A 23,514-nucleotide genomic window follows, 5' to 3' on the forward strand; every position below is an offset into this window, starting at 1 on the left:
CTTTTTTTGTCTAATTATTCCTCTACATAAGTCCATTTGTAGTCCCAAGAAGCGCCAGCTGGATGGTGAACAATTCCTTTGACCTTCTCGTTAACTAAATGTGCTTCGGATAATTGATAAAGCGGTGCGACACCAGATTCTTTAGAGATAATCTCATTGGCTTTTTGTAAATCATCCCAACGAGCTTCCTCATCGCTAGCATCTTTATTCCCTGAATCTTCAACTGCCTTGTCGTATTCCTCATTGCTCCAGCGACCGCGGTTATATGAGTTTCCTGTTACGAACAAGTCAGTAAAGCTTGATGGGTCCGCATAGTCTGCACCCCAGCCGCCTAGTAAAACATCAAAGTCCCCAGCATTTGAACGATCCAAACGAACTGAAAATGGTACAGGAGTTGGTTTCACTGTGATTCCTGGTAGTGTTTCTTCCAACGCACTTTGCATGTATTCAATGACTTTCTTAGAGGAATCAGTATCTGAAGCCATTAATTCAAACGATAGCTTGTCGATCTTCAATTCCTTCTTCGCTTTGTCCCAATACTCTTTCGCCTTTTCCTTATCGTAAGGAGCTAAATTGCCTGCTTCTTTTGCAAAATCCTCATCTGTTTTAGGATTTTTGGACATACCTGATGGGACTAACCCCGTCGAAACAACTGATCCATCTCCTAAAACTTGGTTGACTAAGGATTTCCGGTTGATCGCGTAAGAAATTGCTTTACGTAAGTTCTCGTTTCTAAATGGTGAATCTTCTTTTCGTTGATTGTATTCAAGGTAGCTAGTACGAGCTTCTTTGAAGGATTTGTATGCTGGATCATTCGCATTTTGCTGCGCCAACTCACCAGATAGGATCACATCATCTGCTTCGCCATCTTTGAATAGATTCAAGGATGTAGAAGATTCTTTTACTACATTGACTTTTACTTTAGATAATTTCACTTCGTCTTTATCCCAGTAAGTATCATTTTTCTTATATTCCCATTCAGTATCTGTTCCGGGACCATCAAAGCCTTCTAATGTGAAAGGTCCATTGTATACAGATTTATCACTCTTAGTGGCATACTCTTTTCCATTTGCTTCTACCACTTTTTGATTTTGTGGAAAGAAGGATGGGAATGCCAATAGGTAATCAAAATACGGTGTAGGCTTTGCCAACTTGATTTCTAACTCATGATCATTCACTGCTTTGATTCCTAGTTCTTCAGGAGCTTTTTTACCGGCAGAAATATCCGCCGCATTTTCCACTGGTTCGAAAAGATACGCGTATTCTGAGGCTGTCTCTGGTTTGACTGTTCGTTGCCATCCGAAGACATAATCTTTAGCTGTTACAGGATCACCGTTTGACCATTTTGCATCTTCTCTTAACTTCACTGTATAGGTCTTACCATCGTCGCTGACCTTAACTTTTTCACTGGCACCTGCTGGCTGCGGTTTATTGTCCATATCCAAACGATAGATACCTTCATAAACATTATTAAGTGCAGTAAAACTAATTGTATCTGTCGCTACAGATAAGTCGGCTGTCGGCATTTCCTGTTGAACCACTAAATTGAATGTGCCGTTGTCTTTTGCTTTTGCGCTTGAACTGCTCTCATCAGTTGAAGCACTACTGCCGCCATAACACCCCGCCAAAGCGAGCCCGCAAACCGCGATAATACCGTAAGCTAATTTGTTCCTCATATCTTTTTCCCCTTTTGATTCAATTTTCAGAATAATTATGAAGTTCTGAATATGTCGAGTAGTTTAATCATTTATTTTTAATAAATCAACACATATGCTCTAATAATCTTTTTACTTTTTTGAAAAAAGCCTAAGAAAACTTGTGAATCCAACAATTTCCCTATTAAAATTTTTTTATTCTAATAAAAACACCTTAAATATTTGTTCAAAGCCCTTTTTTCTCACATATTCATGGTAGAAACTAGCAGTTGTTCGTGCTAGTTAAAAACTGCTCAAAGTTTTCCTTTTTAGAATTTCATCAAATGAATTTTTAATCCCTTATCGATTTATTAAAAATATTTCTCATCTTTTTTTCATAATCGTATTGACTTTTCTTTTCTTTTTTTATACGATGTATACAACAATTTTTAAAAAATTCTGACAATAAACGGGTGGTTGCCATGATGAAATCAAATAGGTCTTTCAACGCAACTTTATTATTATAGCTGGGACTTTCTGAAAAATATTTCATAAAGTCCCTATTCGCATTGCATCGGAGAAGAAAATGGTTCTTTTCCGATGGAGTGCTTTTTTTATACCCGTTTTTGAATGAAGGAGGAGTAAAAATGAGAAAGATTCAATTTTTTGACACCACATTAAGAGATGGTGAACAAACACCAGGAGTAAATTTTAATACGAAAGAAAAAATTCAAATCGCGCTTCAATTAGAAAAATGGGGGGTTGATGTCATCGAGGCGGGATTTCCCATCGCCTCCCCCGGCGACTTTGAAGCAGTACAAAATATCGCCCGTCAAGTAAAGACGATGACAGTGACCGGATTGGCACGTTGTCAGAAAAAAGATATCGATAGAGCCTATGAAGCATTAAAAGACGCGGTCGATCCTCAAATTCACGTTTTCTTAGCTACAAGTGACGTTCACATGCAATACAAGCTGAAAATGTCGAGAGAAGAAGTTCTTTCTTCTATTAAAGAGCACGTCAGCTATGCACGAAGCTTGTTTATGAAAGTACAGTTTTCTCCGGAAGATGCTTCGAGAACAGAAAAAGGCTTCCTATTAGAAGCGGTACAAACCGCTATTGATGCTGGCGCTACGATCATCAATGTACCGGATACCGTTGGCTATTCAAATCCCACGGAATATGGCGCGATCTTTAAATCATTGATTGAAAATATCCACAGCGATCAAGAAATCACCTTCTCCTCTCATTGTCACGATGATCTGGGTATGGCGACGGCAAATGCGCTGGCAGCGATCGAAAATGGGGCAAATCGTGTAGAGGGTGCCATCAATGGCATCGGTGAGCGAGCAGGCAATACCGCATTAGAAGAGGTCGCTTTGGCGTTAGCCATTCGTAAAGACTTCTATCAGTGCGAGTCCTCTATTGTATTAAATGAAACAAAACGAACCAGCGAATTGGTTTCACGCCTTTCAGGCATTCCAGTTCCGAAAAACAAAGCCATTGTTGGTGACAATGCCTACGCTCATGAATCAGGCATCCATCAAGACGGTGTATTGAAGAATCCCGAAACCTACGAAATTATTACTCCGACTCTTGTCGGCGTGAATCAAAATTCTCTGCCGCTTGGAAAATTATCAGGGCGCCACGCATTCAATGCGAAACTAGAGGAACTAGGTTATCAATTAAATGATGCCGACAGCAAAGAGGCCTTCAAACGATTCAAAGCCTTGGCCGACAAGAAAAAGCAAATTACTGACAAAGATTTGGTTGCTCTGCTTGCGGATCAATATAGGGAAGAAACGGAGAAATACAAGCTGACAGACGTTCAGGTTCAATACAGCTCAAATGGTTATCAAGGCGCTATCGTCTCAATCGTCGATGAAGAAGAGGAAGTAAAAGTTGCCTCTCAAATTGGCTCAGGCAGCATTCAGGCGATTTATAACACCATCGATGAACTGTTCCAGCAAGACCCTGAGTTAACGGACTATGAGATTCAGGCGTTGACCGGTGGTGAAGATGCTCAGGCTGAAGTTCGCGTGACCCTTTTGGATAGAGAAACGAAAGATGAGTTTCGCGGCATTGGTGTCGATTTCGATGTGCTGCACGCATCAGCCAAAGCTTACGTACAAGCGAGCAATCACTTAAAACAAAGAAACTAACCCAATTATTGATTCACTAGTCAATTAGAAATGAGATATGGATAGGAGCAGACACATGAATAAAAAAATTGTTGTATTAGCCGGTGACGGCATCGGGCCAGAGATTATGGAAAGCGGCTTAAAGGTTTTAAACGCTGTAGAGAAAACTTGCAGCAGCACATTCCAACTAGAAAAATTTCCTTTTGGAGGGGCTGGAATTGATGAAGCCGGTGCTTCACTCCCTGAAGAGACATTAGCTGCTTGTCAGGGAGCCGATGCGATCCTATTAGGTGCCATCGGTGGGCCAAAATGGGAGAAAATGACGGACACGCCAGAAAAAGGCTTGCTTGCACTTAGAAAATCATTGAATCTTTTTGCGAATATTCGCCCTGTCTCCGTCTCTTCTGCCCTACGGCACCTTTCTCCTTTAAAACCGGAGATTATTGAAGGAACCGATCTAATTATCGTACGAGAGCTCAGCAGCGGCATCTACTTTGGCGAACCTCGGGAGTTAAATGAAACAATGGCCTTCGACACTGCTCGATATCATAAAAATGAGATCGAACGGATTCTCCACGCTGCATTCAAAATTGCTCAAGGTCGCAGTAAAAAAGTGACCTCCGTTGATAAGGCAAATGTTTTAGCTTCTAGTAAACTATGGCGAGCAACCGCTGAAGAAGTAGCGAAAGATTATCCAGACTGTCAGTTAGAACATCAATATGTGGATTCTGCGGCAATGAAGCTGATTCAAAATCCAAAAGCCTTTGATGTGATCGTCACTGAAAATCTCTTCGGTGATATTTTGAGCGACGAGGCTTCTGTCCTACCAGGTTCGCTAGGAGTGCTTCCAAGTGCGAGCCATAGTGATGGTGGGCCATCTCTTTATGAACCTATTCACGGCTCGGCTCCAGACATTGCAGGAAAAGGAATCGCCAACCCGATCTCAATGATCTTATCCGTAGCAATGATGTTACGCCAGTCCTTCCAAGAAGAGCAGGCCGCTCAGGCAATTGAAGCTGCGTGTGACACAGTCTTATCAAAGGGACTTTTCACACACGACCTAGGTGGTCAAGCTTCTACGGATGAATTTACCGATGCTGTCCTTCAGGAACTAACAGTATAGCCCTTTATTATATAGAAGGAAAAATTAAGAGTTCTACTGACTAACTAATTATCAATGAATAAGGAGCGGAAAATATGGGAAAAACACTATTTGACAAACTATGGGATCGCCACGTCGTCCACGGCGAAGAAGGCGCCCCGCAATTGCTTTATATTGATTTGCATTTGATCCATGAGGTGACATCTCCACAGGCCTTTGCGGGGATTCGTGAAGCAGGGCGAACACTGCGCCATCCAGAGCGGACCTTTGCTACGATGGATCATAATACCCCGACGGTCGATATCTATAACTTTACTGACCTAGTCGCAAAAAAACAGATTGATACACTAAGAGAAAATTGCCAAGAATTTGGCGTACGGCTGTGTGACAACGGCAGTGATCACCAAGGAATCGTCCATATGGTCGGTCCAGAAACCGGACTGACTCAACCAGGGAAAACCATCGTCTGTGGAGATTCCCACACGGCGACACATGGGGCTTTTGGGGCACTTTCTTTCGGTATCGGCACGAGTGAAGTCGAACACGTCTTCGCCACTCAGACATTGTGGCAAAATAAACCAAAAAATATGGGCATAAAAATTTCTGGACAGTTGCCGAAGGGCGTTTACGCGAAGGATATCATTTTGGCCCTCATTGCTAAGTATGGAACAGACTTTGGTGTCGGCTACGGAGCGGAATTCTATGGGGAAGCCATCCAAAGTCTATCAATGGAAGAACGTATGACCATCTGTAACATGGCCATCGAAGGTGGGGCAAAAATTGGCTTGATTGCTCCTGATGACAAAACCTTTGATTATGTAGCAGGGCGTGAATATGCACCGAAGGATATGGCTGCTGCTGTCCAAGACTGGAAAGAATTGTACACAGATGACGATGCCGCCTACGATAAAGAATTGACACTAGATGTCAGCGAATTAGTTCCTTTCGTAACGTGGGGAACGAATCCTGAAATGGGGGTACCTTTTGATGGCACCTTCCCTGAGATTACCTCACCGGATCTACAAAAAGCTTATGACTATATGGACTTGAAGCCAGGACAAACCCCTGCAGATATCCCAGTCGGATATGTCTTTATTGGGTCATGCACGAATGGTCGGCTCTCAGATCTTAAGGAAGCCGCAAAAATAGTACAGGGCAAAAAAGTGCATGATAGTGTCACTGCTATCGTGGTCCCTGGCTCACGCCCTGTTCGTAAAGCGGCCGAAGAAATCGGACTGGACAAAATTTTCAAAGAGGCAGGCTTTGAGTGGCGCGAACCTGGCTGTTCGATGTGTCTCGGTATGAATCCAGACCGCGTACCAGCCGGGGTACACTGTGCTTCAACATCCAATCGAAATTTTCAAGGCCGGCAAGGAAAAGATGCCCGCACACATCTTTGCAGTCCTGTCATGGCTGCACTAGCCGCCATTCATGGAAACTTTGTTGATAGCCGTAAGGAGGTCATCTAATGGAAAAATTTACGATCTATACTGGAAAAACGGTTCCCTTGATGAACGATAATATTGATACCGATCAAATCATTCCAAAGGGCTTTTTGAAGCAAGTTGACAAGTCCGGCTTCGGCAAGCATCTCTTTGATGAGTGGCGCTTTTTAGAAGACGGTTCACCTAATCCCGAGTTTATTCTGAACGCACCAGAACGAAAAGAAGCGACGATCTTGATTTCAGGAGAAAACTTCGGCTCTGGTTCTTCGCGGGAACATGCGGCTTGGGCAATTCAGGATTATGGCTTCAAAGCAGTCATTGCCGGAAGCTACAGCGACATCTTTTATATGAATGCCTTGAAGAATGGGCTATTGCCGATCCGACTAGATCAAGAGGTAAGAGAGATTTTGAGTCAACTGCCTGCCGATCAGTCGATCACTATCGATCTGCCAAAACAAGAAGTCCAAACGCCAGAGGCTAATTATGCCTTCCAGATCGATCCAACATGGAAAGATAAATTGATTAAAGGGCTTGATGATATCAGCATCACCCTTCAATATGAAGATGAGATTGAGAAATACGAGAAACAGATGCCAACATACGAATAAATAAGCCAGTCTTCAGCCTATTCTCGTCTGAAATGTTTATACTGGCATTCGCTTAAAAAAATCGCGTAAAACTTTCCAAAGTGGAAGCTTTTACGCGATTTTCTTTTATTTAATTCACAACCTGTTCTTGTACATATTGCGCATAAAGCGGATGAGAGGCAATCAATTCAGCATGGGTCCCGTGACCAGTCACCTGGCCTTTTTCGATAAAGTAGATATGATCGGCATCCACAATCGTTGATAGCCGGTGAGCGATCACCAAGGTTGTACGACCTTCCATCAACTGATCCAAAGCCCGTTGAACCTTTTCTTCCGATTGTGAGTCCAAGCTGGCTGTCGCTTCATCCAGCATCAGGATTTTAGGGTCTCGTAAGAAGGCTCGGGCAATAGCGATCCGTTGTTTTTGTCCACCGGATAATTTCACTCCACGTTCACCTAATTCTGTTTCTAACTGCTCTGGAAAATCGCGAACGAATTGATCGGCATAAGCCAATTCCAGACCATGCCATAACTCTTCTTCGGTAAGTGTTCGATCGAGTCCATACTGCAAATTCTCACGAATGCTTCCTGCAAACACCGCGCTGTCTTGAGAAACATAGCCAATCTGTGAACGCCAATTGGTTAAGTTAATCTGTTCGATCGCTTCATCGCCAATTTTTACTGTCCCCTCTGTTGGTTGATAGAAGCGTTCCAACAAGGCAAAGATCGTAGATTTCCCTCCCCCGCTCGGTCCAGCAAAAGCAATCACTGTATTTGGTTTTGCTTCAAAGGAAACCTTTTTCAAAATAGGGCGATCCGCTACATAATGGAAGGAAAGATTTTCTGCCTTGATCGTTTTACCTGAAACATCCACCGTATTGCCTGTTTCAATAGGCTCTAGATCCGTTTTTAGTATTTGTTCAATCCGTTCAGTCGCTCCCATTGCTTTTTGCACTTGAGAAAAGAACATCGCAAAGCTGGCAGCCGGCATCATAATATTAAAAAGATACAACAAGAAAGCAACCAATTGTCCGCTTGTTAACGTTCCAGCCTGAACACGAACCGCTCCATACCCTAGGATACCTACGAATAAGCCCAACATAACGGTCGTGATGATTGGCTGCAGCATCGCCTCGACCTTTGCATCCTTGATTCCTAAGCTGAAGATCTTATTGATAAAGGAGCCGCCACTAGTCTTCTCAAACTTTTCTCCGTTACTTGCTTTGATTAAACGAATCTCAGAAAGCTTTTCGCTAGCTTCGGCATTAAAATCAGCCGTCGCGGCTTGAAGTTGACGTCCTAAGCGCGACATAATTCGTCCAATCGGCATCATGATCAACGCCATGATCGGAACTGCTAAAAACATCATCGCCGCCATTTTCCAATCCATTACAAACAAGATGATCATTGATCCAACTAGTTGGATCGCTCCAGTAATGAAGTTCGGAAATTGCGTCGCGACTAAATCCTTTATTACTGTTGTATCATTTACTAGTCGGGAACTGCTTTCTCCAGATTTATGATCATCATAATAACCGACAGGCATTTGCAGCAGATGACTCCATAATTTCTCACGCAGCGTTTTAACAGCACTTTCCCCGACATAACGCAACAGGAAGCTCCCGATCGCGCCAAAGGCCAGCTGTGCGACAAAAGCCAAAACTAATACGATCAGCATTGTCTTATCAATCTTTGCAAGCTTGCTTGTATCAATCAAGCCCTTTGTTAACTGCGGAACGATCAAGCTAGCCCCGCTTGTTAACAAGCTTAGAAATAAACCAATAGCAAACAGTGCTTTTTTAGGATTGACACTCAAGATCAATCGTAAAAAATCCTTCAATTTGTAATTACTCTTTTTTCCACCTTCAATAGTTTCATCAGGTGCCATACTCATATCCCGATCCATCGTTTGTCCCTCCTACTTCATAGCAGCTTTCCGCTTACTTTTTTTAGAAATCTTCCCATTCAGTATCTTTCGCGTCTTTTTCTTTAGCTCCTTCATTAAAGCAGCCTCTATTTCCCCAAAAATCCCGACGAAAATCATGCTTGAAGTCGCGAGAGAACACTCTTGAAGCATTGCGCATCTCTCGTTGCATTTGATTTCGCATCCGATGCTGTTCTTCTCGCGAAAGCTGCTGCCAATCCTCTTGCCAATTTTCAGCAAATTGATCCCTCATCGCTTGCATCTGACGCAGACGATCCATTGGGTCAACAAACCGACCGGCCTGTTTCTGAAACTCTTCTTGCCAGCCAGCAGAAATTTTTTGCAGATACTCACTAAAGTGTTCCTGTTCTTCCTTTGATAAGCCTACAAAGAACGCTTCACTCTTATCTTCATCGGCATGACTCACCTTCTGAGCCTTTTGCTTTCCTTTTTCCGTTAAAAAGACGCGTTTGATCCGTTTGTCATGCTCGGCTTCTTCACGTATGACATCACCGTTTTTTTCCATTTTTTTCATTGATTCTGCCAGTGAGCTGGGACGAATATCTAGAATCTCAGCCAATTGACTTTGTATCAATCCATCTTCCTTAGCCAAAATCGCCAAAACACGTTGCTGACCAGTTAGTTTCTGCCTTTTGCTCATAAAAGCATTACTGGCAGAACTGATAAAGCGTAATTGACGCATCAAATCCTTCGTAAACTCACTCATGATAAAAATCCCCCTACCTCATTTATAGTAGCTACTGTCTTCTATTCAATAAAGTTCGGTACCGAACTTTATTTCGATTGCTATTATAGTTCGGTACCGAACTATTGTCAATAACTTTGCTATTTTTTTCTTTCTAAAAAATGAAAAGTGACCAAAAGGTTGATTTCATCAACTTTTGATCCCCCTTTACTGTAAAAAAAAGACCCGATGATGATCATCGAGTCCATAGCTTTAGTGCTTATGTTGTTCTTCTTTCACTGGACAGCTGCCGTCACAGTCTTCACAGGAGCTGCCATTTTTGATTCGCCGATAGACAATGGCACCGGCACCGCCAAAGATCAATATACTTAATACTATAGTTGCCATTCTTTCACCTCTTTGATTTCCTCAATGGTAATTGTTGGTGTTCGCTTAACTGGTTTTCTAACGATGAAATAAATCATCACTACGAGTACAATCGCTGCTAAAATCAAACCAACTCCGATTTCGCCATTTTCAAAAATCACATGTCCAAATTGATAAATGATAAAGCTCACAGCATAGGCCAAGCCGCATTGATAGCCAATCGCTCGCCACGTCCATTTGATGTCCCCCATTTCACGATGGATCGCGCCGATCGCAGCAAAACAAGGTGCACATAACAAGTTGAATACTAAGAAGGAATAGCCGGCGATTGGTGTATATGCCGCTTGCAGAGATTTCCAAATTTCTACGCCATCCTCAGCAACTTCTGCATGGCGATATAAAATCCCAAAGGTGCCGATAACATTTTCCTTCGCGACCAAACCAGTGATCGCCGCAACTGCCCCGCGCCAGTCTCCCCAACCTAATGGAGCGAACAATGGTGCAATCAAGCCGCCCAATGCAGCTAAGATACTATCGTTTTCATTGACCGCTTGCAATGAGAAGTTATAACTTGAGATAAACCAAATAATAATACTTGAAACAAAAATGATTGTTCCCGCACGTTTCACAAAGGCTTTACTGTGGTCATACGTATAACGAACCGTATTTCCAATTCTAGGCATATGATATAAAGGAAGCTCCATGATAAAAGGAACCGGATCTCCAGAAAAAAGCTTGGTTTTCTTTAATGCGATGCCGGATAATACGATTGCTCCCATCCCGACAAAGTACGCGGAGGGCGCTACCCAACTGCTGTTAGGAAAGAAGGCACCCGCAACTAAGGCAATAATCGGCAGTTTCGCCGAACATGGCATAAAGGTCGTTAACATCGCGGTCATCCGACGATCCTTTTCGCTTTCGATCGTACGACTCGCCATTACTCCAGGTACCCCGCAGCCTGTAGCAATCAGCATCGGAATGAAGGACTTCCCTGACAATCCGAATTTACGAAAAATCCGGTCCATCACAAAAGCGATGCGAGACATATACCCGCAATCCTCCAATAGTGCTAAGCACAGGAAAAGAACCATTAATTGTGGAAGAAACCCTAAGACAGCACCTACACCTGCGATAATTCCATCTAATATCAGGCTTTGCATCCATTCGGCAACATTCCAAGATTGCAGCGTTGAGCTCACAAAATTAGGAACAATATCGCCAAATAAATGATCATTTACCCAATCCGTTCCCATAGCACCGACTGTCTGGATCGCGATATAGTAAATCAGCCACATCACTAAAGCAAAAATCGGCAAGGCTAAGAAACGATTCGTTACAACGCGATCGATCTTGTCTGAAATCGAAAGCTTGAATTGGTCTTCATCCACCACACAGAGTGTTTTCAAATGTGTAATAAAATTATAGCGTTCATTGATAACGAGACTTTCAGCATCTTCACCAAAAATCTTTTCTGTGATCTTAATGATTTCATCAATTTCTTTTTGTTGGATTGAACTAAGATCCAAGGCTTTTTGCGCACGTTCATCTCGTTCAAATAGTTTTAAACTGTACCAACGGCTATATTGTGCCTGCGCTGTACTGCCAAGCACTGCTTCAATCTCATTAATCGCTGCTTCCAAACGATTGTCGTAATGGGGAAAATTGATTTCTTCCACACCTTTTTTAATAAGATGCAATGCTTCATTAACTGCCTTATCTAAGCCCCAATTCTTCAACGCACTGATCCCCACTACGGGCACACCTAAAGCATAAGCCAATTTCTCTAGATTGATCTGTTTTCCACTTTTTTTGATAATGTCCATCATGTTTACTGCAACGACCACAGGAATTCCCGTTTCGATCAGTTGCGTCGTTAAATAAAGATTCCGTTCTAGATTCGTCCCATCGATAATGTTGACGATAGCATCAGGAGTACCAGAAAGTAAGTAATCACGAGCAACAACTTCTTCTGGAGAATAGGGAGAAAGTGAGTAGATCCCAGGCAGATCATCAATGATCACTTCAGAATCCTTCTTGTAGATTCCTTCTTTTCGTTCGACCGTAACTCCTGGCCAGTTTCCTACAAACTGATTGGTTCCTGTCAGAACGTTGAAGGTACTTGTTTTCCCACTGTTAGGATTTCCCGCTAAAGCAATATGTGTCTTTGCCATCTATTCCGCCTCCTTAGATACGACCACCATCTCTGATTCGCTTTTCCGTAAACTTAATTCATATCCTCGGACCCGCAGCTCAATCGGATCACCTAGAGGCGCCAGCTTCACGACTTTCACCTGAGTTCCCTTAGTCAAGCCCATATCCATCAAGCGGCGCTTTACCGCTCCCATGCCATGAACATTAACCACAATTCCTTGTTCACCCGCATTTAGTTGATCCAATGAGACCCACGTTTCTTGATCTTCCGTTAGGTTCTTCACATGTATCTGCTTTAATAAAGACTGAGACAAAGCCAGTCGCGTATTATGTAATAAAACGATTCCATTCTCGCCAGATTGATTCACGACGGCAACTTTTGAACCGACGATCATCCCCAAATCCTGCAATCGATGCTTAGTATCATTTTCTAAAGTCATTTCATCAATTTGAACGACCTGGTTCAATGAAACATCTGCCAAAGTTGTCATACACTTCTCCACCTTACTGTTCGACTTCTAAATCTAATTAATAATGAGAATCTTTCTCACTAAGAATAGCTTCATTTCATGGCAAAGTCAATAAATGGTCGAAGAATTTCTCTATTTTTTGAGCAATTTGTTTGACAATCTCTGTTTTATTTGTTTCTTTTTTCTTTTTTTCGTTATTAAAAAAACTTTTTTGCCGTAAAAAAACATCCCAGAACATTTTTTTGAATTCTGTAAAGGGATTTTTCTTTGAAACCGTCCGTTTTCAATGTTTTTGCAAAAAACACAAAGAGTAGTATACCAATATTTCACCACCACAATATATGGTATCAAACGATTGACTTTTTCCCTACATCTTTTATACTAGTAATTGTAGAAATCAAGGGAGGTCGTCTTATGGTAAAAGTATATTCAAAAAACAATTGTATGCAATGCAAAATGACAAAACGTTATTTAACTGAGAATCAAATTTCATTCGAAGAGGTCAACATCGACAATGAACCCGAAGCTCTAGGTTTTCTAAAAGATCAAGGTTTCCAAAGTGTCCCAGTTATTTTCGGTGGACAACAAGCCATTATCGGTTTCCGTCCAGATCAATTGAAAGCATTAGCATAATTTAATAGGTCGCGGCAGAAGCGTTTAGCTTCAAGAACCAATTAGGTACTGTTCCACATCAGCTCGGGTGGGGCAGTCGCTGTATCTCACAGCAATAAGAAGGACTATCCTAAAACAGCCGTTCATGTTTTAGTGATCATTCGGCTTATTTCTGAATGCTAGTTCTGCTTAGTGAAACTTAGCAGCAACTGTATGCGTAGCTTGCGTAGAAGAAGCTGCTTCTAGAGCACCGTTTTTAGAAACTTTGCGATCCACGATTGCAAAGTTTTCTTCTTTATTATAGATAGAAAAAGGAAAGATGTGACGAGATGAGTTTAAAGGACCTAGGTGAAGTATCTTACTTCAAATTAAACAATGAGATCAATCGTCCAGTAAATGGACAGATTCCACTAAATAAAGACAAAGAAGCCTTGGCTGCTTTTTTTAAAGAAAACGTTGAACCAAATACCCATACATTTTCTTCTGTACAAGAGAAAATAGACTATTTAATAGAAGAAGACTTTTTAGAAGCAGAGTTTATCGCGAAATATACCCCTGCTTTTATTGAGAAGCTCTTCAATTACTTAGCTGACCAAAACTTTACATTCAAATCATTTATGGCAGCTTATAAATTTTACTCACAATATGCCTTGAAAAACAATGCGGGCACCGAGTATTTAGAAAGCTATGAAGACCGTGTTGCCTTCAACGCCTTGTATTTTGCTGATGGCGATGAACAATTGGCTTTGTCTTTAGCAGATGAAATGATTCATCAACGGTATCAACCAGCTACCCCTTCTTTTTTAAATGCAGGTCGTAAGCGTCGCGGAGAACTCGTTTCTTGTTTCTTGATTCAAGTAACAGATGACATGAACAGTATCGGCCGTTCGATCAACTCAGCTCTGCAATTATCACGTATCGGTGGCGGTGTAGGAATTAACCTATCGAACCTACGTGAAGCCGGCTCCCCGATCAAAGGTTATGACGGCGCGGCAAGTGGTGTTGTTCCAGTCATGAAGCTGTTCGAAGATAGTTTCTCTTACTCTAACCAGTTAGGACAACGTCAAGGTGCAGGCGTGGTTTACTTAGACGTCTTCCACCCAGATATTGAAATGTTCTTATCAGCCAAAAAAGAAAACGCCGATGAAAAAATCCGTGTGAAGACTCTTTCACTTGGTGTGACTGTACCGGATAAGTTTTACGAATTGGCTCGTAAAAATGAAGATATGTATTTATTCAGTCCTTATGGTATCGAACGCGAATACGGCGTGCCTTATTCCTATGTGGATATCACCAAGGAATACGACAACTTAGTCGCAAACCCAAACATTCGCAAGAAAAAAATTCGTGCCCGTGATTTAGAAAATGAACTTTCTAAATTGCAGCAAGAATCTGGCTACCCTTATATCATCAATATTGATACGGCAAACCGTGCCAATCCGATTGATGGAAAAATTGTTATGAGTAATCTATGTTCCGAAATTTTACAGGTTCAAACACCTTCTACTATTAACGGGCGTCAAGAATACGATGTACTTGGTACAGACATTTCATGTAATCTTGGTTCGACGAATATTGTTAATTTGATGGAAAGTCCTGACTTTGGTCAATCCGTTCGTACAATGGTACGAGCATTAACCTTTGTTACCGATGAATCTGACATTGATGTTGTCCCTTCTATTCAAAATGGAAATAAATTGAATCATACGATTGGTTTAGGGGCGATGGGCTTACACAGCTTCTTCGCAAAACACTTGATGGAATATGGCTCAGAAGAATCCATCGACTTTACTAATATCTATTTCACTTTGTTAAATTATTGGACATTGATGGAAAGCAACGAGCTTGCAAAAGAACGTAAGACAGTCTTCCATAACTTCGAAAAATCGGCGTATGCTGACGGTTCTTATTTCGATAAATACACAACAGGTGAATTTTTACCAAAAACAGATAAAGTCAAAGAAATCTTCAAAGATATTTTCATTCCTACCGCTGAAGATTGGCAAGCGCTAAAAGAAGCTGTCCAAAAAGATGGACTTTATCACCAAAACCGTTTAGCAGTTGCTCCAAATGGCTCCATTTCTTATATCAATGACACAAGTGCCAGCTTGCACCCAATCACTCGTTTGATTGAAGAACGTCAAGAGAAGAAAATCGGCAAGATCTATTATCCAGCTCCTTACTTGAATAATGATACTTTGCCTTACTATACTTCTGCTTATGACATGGATATGCGAAAAGTGATCGATGTATACGCAACTGCTCAACAACACATTGATCAAGGGATGAGTCTGACCTTATTCATGCGTTCTGAAATTCCTGAAGGCTTGTATGAATGGAAAACAGAAAGCAAACAAACAACTCGTGATTTGAATATTTTACGTAACTACGCGTTTTATAAAGGCTGTAAATCAATTTATTACGTTCGGACCTTTACAGATGATGCAGAAGAAATCGGCTCAAACCAATGTGAAAGCTGCGTAATCTAATCATTATTATTGTTACCTCTCGCGCTGCTCGCACGAGAGGTAATACTGTGAGAAATACATTAATACGAACTAGGGGGAAATTTCATGGCAGAAACTTATTATGAAGCCATTAACTGGAATGAGATCGAAGACGTCATCGACAAGTCGACTTGGGAAAAATTAACAGAACAATTTTGGTTAGACACTCGGATTCCTTTGTCTAACGACCTAGACGATTGGCGCAAACTATCTCCATTAGAAAGAACCGTCGTCGGACATGTTTTTGGCGGGTTAACATTGCTTGATACCGTGCAATCAGAAAGCGGAATGGATCAACTTCGCGAGGATGTACGCACTCCTCATGAAGAAGCTGTCCTGAATAATATCCAATTCATGGAGTCTGTTCACGCAAAAAGTTATTCTTCTATCTTCAGTACATTGAACACCAAAGCCGAGATCGAAGAAATTTTTGAATGGACAAATACAAATCAATACCTGCAAAAAAAAGCCGAAAGAATCAATGAGATTTATAAAACCGGAACACCCTTGGAAAAGAAAATCGCTAGTGTGTTTCTAGAGACCTTCTTATTTTATTCTGGTTTTTATACCCCTCTTTACTATTTAGGGAATAATAAATTGGCTAACGTAGCTGAGATCATTAAATTAATCATTCGTGATGAATCCGTACATGGAACCTACATTGGTTATAAATTCCAACGAGGATTCAATGAGCAAACCGAAGAAGAACAAGAACGTTTGAAAGAATGGATGTATGATTTACTGTATGAATTGTACGAAAACGAAGAGCGTTACACGGAAGAGCTCTATGATGAGATCGGCTGGAGTGAAGAAGTCAAAACCTTCTTACGTTACAATGCCAATAAAGCTTTGATGAATCTTGGGATGGACCCGCTTTTCCCAGATACAGCGGATGATGTGAATCCAATTGTCATGAATGGTATTTCAACAGGAACTAGCAACCATGATTTCTTCTCACAAGTTGGGAATGGCTACTTGCTTGGTCAAGTTGAAGCAATGAATGATGATGACTATTTGATTGGTTTAGAGTAAAAAAAACTGTCAGCGAAAATGGTAGGCTCCCCCTTAACTAGGACTTAATTATTTCTTTGTCTTAGTTTGGGGTAGCCTATCCAAACGCGCTGACAGATTTTTTGTTTATTCTGAGGCTTGAATACGTTTGATGACCGCTTCTTTATTTACAAGTGTCGTAGTCGCATAGGTCAAAATCAATTGGACAATGACAACTAATAGCACCATCAGTAAGACTTGAATTAATGGGTACTGATATACCTTTATTTGCATCAACCCATTATCTTTGGCATATAGAAAGACTAAGTACCCTATGATACTGCCGATCCCCACTCCTGACAAGAGAATTCCTCCTGCATATACGAAGCCTTCCATTTGAAGCATTCGCTTCATTTGACGATCGGACATACCAATGGCTTGCATCACACCCAATTCTTTTTTCCGACTTAAGATGCTGTCGATCGTTGTATTAATCAAATTCATGATCCCAACGATCGCTAAGACCAGCATAATCGCATACCCTGCGCCAGTCATCATCTGCATAGAGCCTTCCCACTGTTCCAAAATCTCTTTGTAGCTTTGCAAACGGAACATGTCATTCTCTTCCGCCAACTCTTCAATTGCGGGTTGCATCGCTGCTGCTTTGCCCTTTGCTGCTTTGATATTCACATAATAGGTCAAATTATTTTTTGACATTTTCTTCAAGGCTTCATTACTCATCAAGAAATTGTCATAATTGCTGATTGCTTGTGTAAAGTCTCCACCTGCAATGACTGTCATTTCTTTTTCATAGGTACGATTACCATCAAATATCTTAACGGTCAACGTATCTCCAATTTTGATTTCTGGATAATTAGCCAATAAATAGCCTGTCGCAATCACTTTATCTCCAGAATTCAATTCCTCATAGGTCGCGCTGCCAACTGAAATATCCTTTTTGAGCTGACCCATTTGTTCTTCCGTAATGCCTCCGATGGATAGCCCCATAGGCTTATCTGTTCCTATTTCCTTAATGCTGGAGATTTCACCTGTAATTGATTGGAAAGCTTCGACTTTTTCTACTCCATCGATGGCTTTTATTCTATTGATCATCTCATTATTCAAAGGATTATTTTGTTGAATTGCTGTCCATTCTCGTTCTGGACGCATCTTGTCTCCACTGACAGAAGCAATACTCAAACGATAATCTGCGGCGATCGTGTCGCGTGCAATCTGTTGAGGATTCATACAGCTAAAAACAGTTGAGACGACAACAAACAAAATTCCGATCATTCCTAAGGAAAAGATGGTAATTAGCGTGCGCTTTTTGTTCCTAGATAGATTTGCATGAGCTAAACGGTTTAAATTGAGATTGATGAACCCTTTTCGCTGTTTTTTCTTCCCTTGTGTTTGCCCAGTATAACGCATCGCTTCAATTGGCATAATCTTACTCGCTTGACGCATTGGTTTTAAAGAAGCGAGTAATACAGTTATTAATGTGATCGCGATGGTCATTCCAATGATCCATGGAAGTATTAACGAAACTTCTCCGTTATCTAGCACTTCACGCATTACTTCCATTATCACAACTTCATTTTCTATTGTGGACATCATTTGAACAAAAACGAACTTTACAGTAGCAATTCCGATCAGCAGGCCAATGGGAATCGCGATGCCAGCGACGATCAAGTTTTCTTTTAGAATGATTTGACGGATTTGCTTTTTAGTTGCTCCTAGAGCGGCCAGTTTGCCAAACTCCTGAACTTTATTGATTAAAGATACATAGTAGATACTGTAAATCGTTAAGGCTCCAGCAATCAAGATAATCCCTACAATAATCACCATTCCCGTATAAAAAGCCGGATCAACATAATTCGCAAATAGATAATCGCTATTCTCAACAATATTATCCTCGATCACATCAAAGTTTTTTCCGATTTCCTTTACCCGTTCTTTGATGGCATCTGTGGAAGTTGCAGCCTCATCAGATAAACGAACCATCACCCGGTAGCTTCGTTGATTTTTTGGAATTGTTTCTTGCATTAACTCCTTTGAGACAAGCATCGAAAAAATCTTTCTGCCAGCTTGATTTTTACCATCAGGAGAAAACCCTGTCAGACGAAACGTTCTTGTTTGTTCCAGACCTAAGCCTTCTTCTTCAAGAAATTGGACAGGGATAGAAATATCGTCACCAATCTTAGCATTGGGATAGCCAAGTTCCTTCAATGCATTTTTAGAGAGAACCGCATCATTTGCTTTTCTAGGTGCATGACCACTGACAAATGTTTGCTTTGTTAATTTTTGTGCCTCGGCATCTAAATAACTGATCAAGATATAGTTATCTTCTGATAAAATTGATTCTCCCACATCTTGACGCAAACCATATTCGTCAATCGCTTCGTGTTGAGTAATTTTCTCCATATTTTCTTCAGAAACACTACGATACATTGCATGCCAAGTCGGATAGACCTTATTGACAGCCGCGTTTTGAACATTCACAACACCTAATCCGATTGACGTGATCAGAAAAACCAACACACTGGTCAAAATAATCGCGATCCCTGATAGCAAATTCTTTCCTTTATGGTACTTGGTATTGGCAACAGCTACCGTATTGGTCATCTTCATTTAAATCACCCGCCCATCTTCTAGGTGGACGATATAATCAGCCGTTTGCGCGATCCCTTCATCATGCGTAATCATAATCAAGGTTTGACCAAATTTTTCAACAGATTTCTTTAGTAGTGACATCACTTCTAATTCTGTCTTCGTATCGAGATTTCCTGTCGGTTCATCCGCTAGAATAATTGCTGGTTCCGATGCAATCGCCCGAGCAATTGCTACACGCTGCTGTTGTCCCCCAGAAAGCATGCTAGGCAAAGCTTTTTTTCGATCATTGAGTCCGATGGTCGTTAATAATTCTCCAATGAACGCTGTATTGACCTTTCGATTGTCTAATCCAATGGGTAAAACGACATTTTCCCATACGTTCAAGGAGGGGATCAAATTATAATTTTGGAAGATGAAGCCAATTTTTTGTCGACGAAAGACGGCCAATTGTTCATCTTTCATTCGGAAAACATTTTTTCCATCAACAATAACCTGTCCTGAATCTGGATGATCCAATCCGCCAATCAAGTTTAGCAGCGTGCTTTTCCCTGAACCTGATTTACCAACGATTGCTACAAAATCGCCCTTTCCTATCTCTAAATCAATATGATCAACCGCCTTTACGATTGCATTTCCATCATCATAATGTTTTACTAAGTCTCTAATTTTTAAGATCATTTTTTTACGCCCTCTTTCCTTTTTCTCATTTCTATACTCTTAGTATAAAAAAGAACCCTTGCAGGATTCTTTCAGCGAACATAACAAATTTGTAAGAAACATCAAAAGAGGTCTTTGATCATTCATAAATCCAAATGAGGAGTTAATCTAGCGGCAACGTCAATTGAAAATTCGAACCATTCGGATGACGGGGCTTCACCATGACCGTCCCCCCTTGACCTTCGATGATCTTGCGTGTGAGATACAGTCCGACACCAGAGCCTTCGACAGCAGAATGATTGCTGCCACGATAAAAGCGTTGATAGATCTTATTTTGCTCTTCTTTTGAGATTCCAGGACCTTCATCTTTAATCTCTACTAAAACATAGGTTACTAATGACGAGGCTTGTATTTTGACCGCCGTTTTTTCAGGCGAATACTTAACCGCATTTTCTAAAACATTTCCCAAAGCTTCTAGTGTCCATTTTTTATCAACGCACACCAAAAAGTCTTCCGGCAGCTCTACTTCCACTTCGATTTCTTTTTCGATCGCCTTCATGATGACACCATTCACCGCTTGATTGATCAACTGCTGCAAGGATAATTTCTCTGGCTTCAATTGAATCAGATCTGTTTCTAGCTGCGAAATTTTGGATAAACCATCTAGCATCAGATTAAGCTTGTTGATTTGGACTTCGGCTTGTTCCGCAAAATTTTGCCGTTCAGCTGCTTCATACTGATCTGAAAGTGCGATATCTAGGCTTAATTTCAATGATGCTACGGGGGTTTTTAGTTGATGAGTAATATCTGTAATGCTGGACTTCAAGTTCCCTTCTTCACGTTGGCTTCGTTGCAGCATCAATTCATTATAGGCAGTTGCTTCTTGATATTCTTCCGTTTTTACCTTTAGCTGATCGTAAATTTTTCGTTTTTGACGAATCAGCCAAAAGAAAAGGACCGATAATACAGACCAAAAAACAAGAAATAATGCTAAATTTCGGATAAAATAGGTCTGTAAAATATGTGATAGATTCATTTTTCCTAATAACCCATATTTTTCTTCCAATTCTTTTCCTTCAATTACCAACTCAGCCGTTTTCGACGCATCAAAATTTTCAATCAGCTTCGCTTCAGAAAAAGATGCTTCCTTATTTAGTCTAGCTAGAGTGGCCTGCTGATTCTCCTGCAGTTCGGAATAGAGTTTCATATTATGCAGGATAAAGACAATCAAACAGCTCACAGTCAGTAAAATATAGAGAAGAATTATTTTTTTTGAACGTCGTTGATCCATAGATAGCCCACTCCCCGAACTGTTTTGATCCGTTCTTTGCCTACTTTTTGTCGCAGCCGACTGATGTTGACCGAAACTGTATTGGTATCAACATATTCCCCTTTGGTATCCCATATTTGGTTCAACAGCTGATCCAAAGACAAAATTTGTTTCGGATTTTCCATAAAGAAGATTAACAATTGAATTTCTGTCTTGCTTAAAGGGAGCAGCTCGTCATGTAATTTGACCTTCATTTCTGTTAAAGAGACAGATAACTCTCCCGAAAGCAATTCTTGTCCTTGATTACTAGCGACACGCTTCATCATCGCTTGTACCTTAGAAACTAAGACCATTAAACTAAAAGGCTTTGTCATATAATCATCCGCTCCATGAACATAGCCCGTCACAATATCATGCTCTTGATTGTAAGAGGTCAGCATCAAGATCAACACGTTCGACTGTTCTCGAATCTTTTGACAAAAATCCAAGCCATTACCATCTGGCAATGAAAGGTCGCTGATGATTAGATCAACATCATTTTGCTGAAAGGCCTGTTCTGCCGAAGCAATATCTAAACATGCCAAAACCTCATAGCCTTCTCTGGTTAGGCATAGCTGAATCCCATTATTTAAATTTGAATCATCCTCTAACAAAAGAATTTTCCCCATTTTTTCCTCCTAGAAACTTTACATACTTTCACTCTATCAATGAACGAAGGCTCTGACAACACTACTTTAATGAAAAAGAGGACAAAATCATTTTTCAATGATTTCATCCTCTCTTTTAAACATTGATCATGCGAAGTTTAGTAATGTTCTTATACATTGAAAGATCCTCAATCACATCTGTGTAATTCATCCCTCGCGGCAGATCAATCGTATAAACATTCGTATAGATGCGGTAGTCATCCATAAAATCGACATCGAAGTCGACATCCTCCACTTCGATTTTTTTACTTTCAAAATAATTCATGATAAATTCTTTGGTCGCCTCACGATGGATGTAACGAATCTCCAATTTCTTGATAGCATTGATTTTAATGATCCGTTTAACGACTGTTAATGCTAGCATGATCCCAACAAAGCTGCAGATAGCGATAGTATAATACCCCATTCCAATCGCGATCCCCAATCCAGCACCTGCCCAGATCGAGGCCGCAGTCGTTAGTCCTTTAACTGACCGATTGCTGACCATGATCGTACCCGCTCCTAAAAACCCGATCCCGCTGACAACCTGCGCAATCAATCGTGCTTCATCCGCTCGAACGACACCGACAAACTCCGGTTTTGCCGCAGCATAGCGCAAGGCTTGATCCGCGATCTCTACTTGGATCAGGGCGATGATCGTCGCCCCCATACAAACCAAGATGTGTGTACGAATTCCTGCAGGACGATTTTTGTATTCTCGTTCAATACCGATGGCGCCACCCATAATCATAGCTAAAAACAGCCGCAGCATAATTTCGTAAACTGATAATTTTAAATCCATTTGTGCACCACCTCAATTTCTATATCTCTTCACTTCCAGTATAGCACGGTCAATAAAAAAGAGAGTCTCTTAGCCTTTTAATAAGCGTAACTCCTCCGCTGTCAATGGACGATAGCTGCCTTTCGCTAGATCATCCGGTAAAGTCACTTCACCCATTCGAATTCTTTTCAGGTAGGTCACTTCTTTTCCACAGGATTTAACCATGCGTTTGACCTGATGAAATTTGCCTTCGTGAAGAATGATTCGAACCTTGGATGAATGCTCTGCAACTTCATCAATGAACAATTCTGCTGGCAGCGTTAATTCTCCATCCAATGGAATCCCCGTAGCGAATTGCTGTTGATCTTCCACTGTCATCCTTCCGCTAACTTCAGCGAAATACTCTTTTTCTACATGTTTTTTTGGTGATAACAATTCATGGGCTAGCTTTCCATCATTTGTGATCAGCAAAAGCCCCTCCGTATCTTTGTCTAATCGCCCCACTGGGAACAAGTCCTTGCGATAATCCTTTGGCGAAAATACGTCCATGACTGTTCGGTCACGCGCATCCTCTGTCGCACTCACTACTCCCGCTGGTTTATGTAATAAATAGTAGTAATACTCTTGATAATGCAGTTTTTCGCCATCAAACTCTATCCGATCCTTTTCAGGATCTACTTGCCTTTTATCTGATTTCTCTTTTTGCTGATTTACTGAAATTTGTCCTTTTTTAATCAGCTGTTTTACTTCCTTGCGGCTACCTAAACCCACTTCAGCCAAAAATTTATCTAAACGCATTCTGCTTTTTTCCTCCGGTTAACTTTTCTATTTTTCACTATAGCCAAAGGAAAGAAAAGAAGCAAGCCCAGCCACAT

General features: G+C 41.0%; 19 protein-coding genes. 7 read left to right on the forward strand and 12 right to left on the reverse strand.

What is annotated here, in order from left to right:
- Nucleotides 1–14: 14 nt before the first annotated feature.
- Nucleotides 15–1,676: a peptide ABC transporter substrate-binding protein gene (locus tag IGI50_RS11475; protein ID WP_438777001.1), complete on the reverse strand. Its 1,662-nt coding sequence runs from the start codon at nt 1,674–1,676 to the stop codon at nt 15–17.
- A 605-nt stretch (nt 1,677–2,281) separates the two neighbouring features.
- Here IGI50_RS11475 and IGI50_RS11480 point away from each other — a divergent pair.
- The 4 genes from IGI50_RS11480 to leuD all read left to right on the forward strand — a co-directional run bounded on the left by IGI50_RS11480 (nt 2,282) and on the right by leuD (nt 6,930).
- Nucleotides 2,282–3,796: a 2-isopropylmalate synthase gene (locus tag IGI50_RS11480; RefSeq protein WP_438777002.1), complete on the forward strand. Its 1,515-nt coding sequence runs from the start codon at nt 2,282–2,284 to the stop codon at nt 3,794–3,796.
- A gap of 55 nt (nt 3,797–3,851) precedes the next feature.
- Nucleotides 3,852–4,898 (forward strand): 3-isopropylmalate dehydrogenase, encoded by a 1,047-nt coding sequence (leuB, locus tag IGI50_RS11485; RefSeq protein WP_060789421.1) that lies wholly within the window; start codon nt 3,852–3,854, stop codon nt 4,896–4,898.
- Nucleotides 4,899–4,972: 74 nt separating this feature from the next.
- On the forward strand, nt 4,973–6,346 hold the full coding sequence (leuC, locus tag IGI50_RS11490; protein ID WP_438777003.1) for a 3-isopropylmalate dehydratase large subunit: 1,374 nt from the start codon (nt 4,973–4,975) through the stop codon (nt 6,344–6,346).
- Nucleotides 6,346–6,930: a 3-isopropylmalate dehydratase small subunit gene (gene leuD / locus IGI50_RS11495; RefSeq protein ID WP_438777004.1), complete on the forward strand. Its 585-nt coding sequence runs from the start codon at nt 6,346–6,348 to the stop codon at nt 6,928–6,930. Before leuC ends, leuD begins: the two co-directional genes overlap by 1 nt.
- A gap of 109 nt (nt 6,931–7,039) precedes the next feature.
- Here the strand turns inward: leuD and IGI50_RS11500 are convergent, their stop codons facing one another.
- The 5 genes from IGI50_RS11500 to IGI50_RS11520 all read right to left on the reverse strand — a co-directional run bounded on the left by IGI50_RS11500 (nt 7,040) and on the right by IGI50_RS11520 (nt 12,547).
- Nucleotides 7,040–8,815: an ABC transporter ATP-binding protein gene (locus IGI50_RS11500; protein ID WP_438777005.1), complete on the reverse strand. Its 1,776-nt coding sequence runs from the start codon at nt 8,813–8,815 to the stop codon at nt 7,040–7,042.
- Between the two features lie 43 nt (nt 8,816–8,858).
- A complete protein-coding gene (locus IGI50_RS11505; protein WP_438777006.1) occupies nt 8,859–9,560 on the reverse strand; it encodes a MarR family winged helix-turn-helix transcriptional regulator in 702 nt (233 codons plus the stop codon).
- A 231-nt stretch (nt 9,561–9,791) separates the two neighbouring features.
- Nucleotides 9,792–9,926 (reverse strand): FeoB-associated Cys-rich membrane protein, encoded by a 135-nt coding sequence (locus tag IGI50_RS11510; RefSeq protein WP_141741222.1) that lies wholly within the window; start codon nt 9,924–9,926, stop codon nt 9,792–9,794.
- A complete protein-coding gene (feoB, locus tag IGI50_RS11515) occupies nt 9,914–12,076 on the reverse strand; it encodes a ferrous iron transport protein B (protein ID WP_438777007.1) in 2,163 nt (720 codons plus the stop codon). Before feoB ends, IGI50_RS11510 begins: the two co-directional genes overlap by 13 nt.
- Entirely contained in the window at nt 12,077–12,547 is a 471-nt protein-coding gene (locus tag IGI50_RS11520) for a FeoA family protein (protein ID WP_438777008.1), read from the reverse strand.
- A 393-nt stretch (nt 12,548–12,940) separates the two neighbouring features.
- Here IGI50_RS11520 and nrdH point away from each other — a divergent pair, with 393 nt between their 5' ends.
- The 3 genes from nrdH to nrdF all read left to right on the forward strand — a co-directional run bounded on the left by nrdH (nt 12,941) and on the right by nrdF (nt 16,677).
- Nucleotides 12,941–13,159 carry a glutaredoxin-like protein NrdH gene (nrdH, locus tag IGI50_RS11525; RefSeq protein WP_010745735.1) on the forward strand — a complete coding sequence of 73 codons (219 nt, stop codon included), beginning with the start codon at nt 12,941–12,943 and terminating at the stop codon, nt 13,157–13,159.
- A gap of 308 nt (nt 13,160–13,467) precedes the next feature.
- Nucleotides 13,468–15,627: a class 1b ribonucleoside-diphosphate reductase subunit alpha gene (gene nrdE / locus IGI50_RS11530; RefSeq protein ID WP_060789414.1), complete on the forward strand. Its 2,160-nt coding sequence runs from the start codon at nt 13,468–13,470 to the stop codon at nt 15,625–15,627.
- An 84-nt stretch (nt 15,628–15,711) separates the two neighbouring features.
- On the forward strand, nt 15,712–16,677 hold the full coding sequence (gene nrdF / locus IGI50_RS11535) for a class 1b ribonucleoside-diphosphate reductase subunit beta (protein WP_010745733.1): 966 nt from the start codon (nt 15,712–15,714) through the stop codon (nt 16,675–16,677).
- Between the two features lie 105 nt (nt 16,678–16,782).
- Here nrdF and IGI50_RS11540 read toward each other — a convergent pair whose 3' ends face one another.
- The 6 genes from IGI50_RS11540 to IGI50_RS11565 form a co-directional block, all read right to left on the reverse strand.
- Nucleotides 16,783–19,263 (reverse strand): ABC transporter permease, encoded by a 2,481-nt coding sequence (locus tag IGI50_RS11540; protein ID WP_438777009.1) that lies wholly within the window; start codon nt 19,261–19,263, stop codon nt 16,783–16,785.
- Complete coding sequence (locus IGI50_RS11545; RefSeq protein WP_438777010.1) at nt 19,264–19,923, reverse strand: ABC transporter ATP-binding protein; 660 nt, start codon at nt 19,921–19,923, stop codon at nt 19,264–19,266.
- A gap of 142 nt (nt 19,924–20,065) precedes the next feature.
- Nucleotides 20,066–21,193, reverse strand: a complete 1,128-nt coding sequence (locus tag IGI50_RS11550; RefSeq protein WP_438777011.1) for a sensor histidine kinase — start codon at nt 21,191–21,193, stop codon at nt 20,066–20,068.
- A complete protein-coding gene (locus IGI50_RS11555) occupies nt 21,166–21,840 on the reverse strand; it encodes a response regulator transcription factor (RefSeq protein ID WP_438777012.1) in 675 nt (224 codons plus the stop codon). Before IGI50_RS11555 ends, IGI50_RS11550 begins: the two co-directional genes overlap by 28 nt.
- Nucleotides 21,841–21,955: 115 nt before the next feature.
- Nucleotides 21,956–22,660 carry an MgtC/SapB family protein gene (locus IGI50_RS11560; RefSeq protein ID WP_010745728.1) on the reverse strand — a complete coding sequence of 235 codons (705 nt, stop codon included), beginning with the start codon at nt 22,658–22,660 and terminating at the stop codon, nt 21,956–21,958.
- 69 nt (nt 22,661–22,729) lie between these two features.
- On the reverse strand, nt 22,730–23,437 hold the full coding sequence (locus IGI50_RS11565) for a pseudouridine synthase (RefSeq protein ID WP_438777013.1): 708 nt from the start codon (nt 23,435–23,437) through the stop codon (nt 22,730–22,732).
- Nucleotides 23,438–23,514: the final 77 nt, after the last annotated feature.

The organism is Enterococcus sp. DIV0170 (genome assembly GCF_051710765.1).
In the GTDB taxonomy this organism is placed as follows: domain Bacteria; phylum Bacillota; class Bacilli; order Lactobacillales; family Enterococcaceae; genus Enterococcus_A; species Enterococcus_A raffinosus.

Coding starts and splice junctions, on each gene's coding strand:
- nrdH (WP_010745735.1), top strand. CDS start 12,941: ATGGTAAAAGTATATTCAAAAAACAATTGTATGCAATGCAAAATGACA.
- IGI50_RS11545 (WP_438777010.1), bottom strand. CDS start 19,923: ATGATCTTAAAAATTAGAGACTTAGTAAAACATTATGATGATGGAAAT.
- leuC (WP_438777003.1), top strand. CDS start 4,973: ATGGGAAAAACACTATTTGACAAACTATGGGATCGCCACGTCGTCCAC.
- leuB (WP_060789421.1), top strand. CDS start 3,852: ATGAATAAAAAAATTGTTGTATTAGCCGGTGACGGCATCGGGCCAGAG.
- leuD (WP_438777004.1), top strand. CDS start 6,346: ATGGAAAAATTTACGATCTATACTGGAAAAACGGTTCCCTTGATGAAC.
- IGI50_RS11505 (WP_438777006.1), bottom strand. CDS start 9,560: ATGAGTGAGTTTACGAAGGATTTGATGCGTCAATTACGCTTTATCAGT.
- IGI50_RS11565 (WP_438777013.1), bottom strand. CDS start 23,437: ATGCGTTTAGATAAATTTTTGGCTGAAGTGGGTTTAGGTAGCCGCAAG.
- IGI50_RS11555 (WP_438777012.1), bottom strand. CDS start 21,840: ATGGGGAAAATTCTTTTGTTAGAGGATGATTCAAATTTAAATAATGGG.
- IGI50_RS11510 (WP_141741222.1), bottom strand. CDS start 9,926: ATGGCAACTATAGTATTAAGTATATTGATCTTTGGCGGTGCCGGTGCC.
- nrdF (WP_010745733.1), top strand. CDS start 15,712: ATGGCAGAAACTTATTATGAAGCCATTAACTGGAATGAGATCGAAGAC.
- nrdE (WP_060789414.1), top strand. CDS start 13,468: ATGAGTTTAAAGGACCTAGGTGAAGTATCTTACTTCAAATTAAACAAT.
- IGI50_RS11540 (WP_438777009.1), bottom strand. CDS start 19,263: ATGAAGATGACCAATACGGTAGCTGTTGCCAATACCAAGTACCATAAA.
- feoB (WP_438777007.1), bottom strand. CDS start 12,076: ATGGCAAAGACACATATTGCTTTAGCGGGAAATCCTAACAGTGGGAAA.
- IGI50_RS11475 (WP_438777001.1), bottom strand. CDS start 1,676: ATGAGGAACAAATTAGCTTACGGTATTATCGCGGTTTGCGGGCTCGCT.
- IGI50_RS11480 (WP_438777002.1), top strand. CDS start 2,282: ATGAGAAAGATTCAATTTTTTGACACCACATTAAGAGATGGTGAACAA.
- IGI50_RS11550 (WP_438777011.1), bottom strand. CDS start 21,193: ATGGATCAACGACGTTCAAAAAAAATAATTCTTCTCTATATTTTACTG.
- IGI50_RS11560 (WP_010745728.1), bottom strand. CDS start 22,660: ATGGATTTAAAATTATCAGTTTACGAAATTATGCTGCGGCTGTTTTTA.
- IGI50_RS11520 (WP_438777008.1), bottom strand. CDS start 12,547: ATGACAACTTTGGCAGATGTTTCATTGAACCAGGTCGTTCAAATTGAT.
- IGI50_RS11500 (WP_438777005.1), bottom strand. CDS start 8,815: ATGGATCGGGATATGAGTATGGCACCTGATGAAACTATTGAAGGTGGA.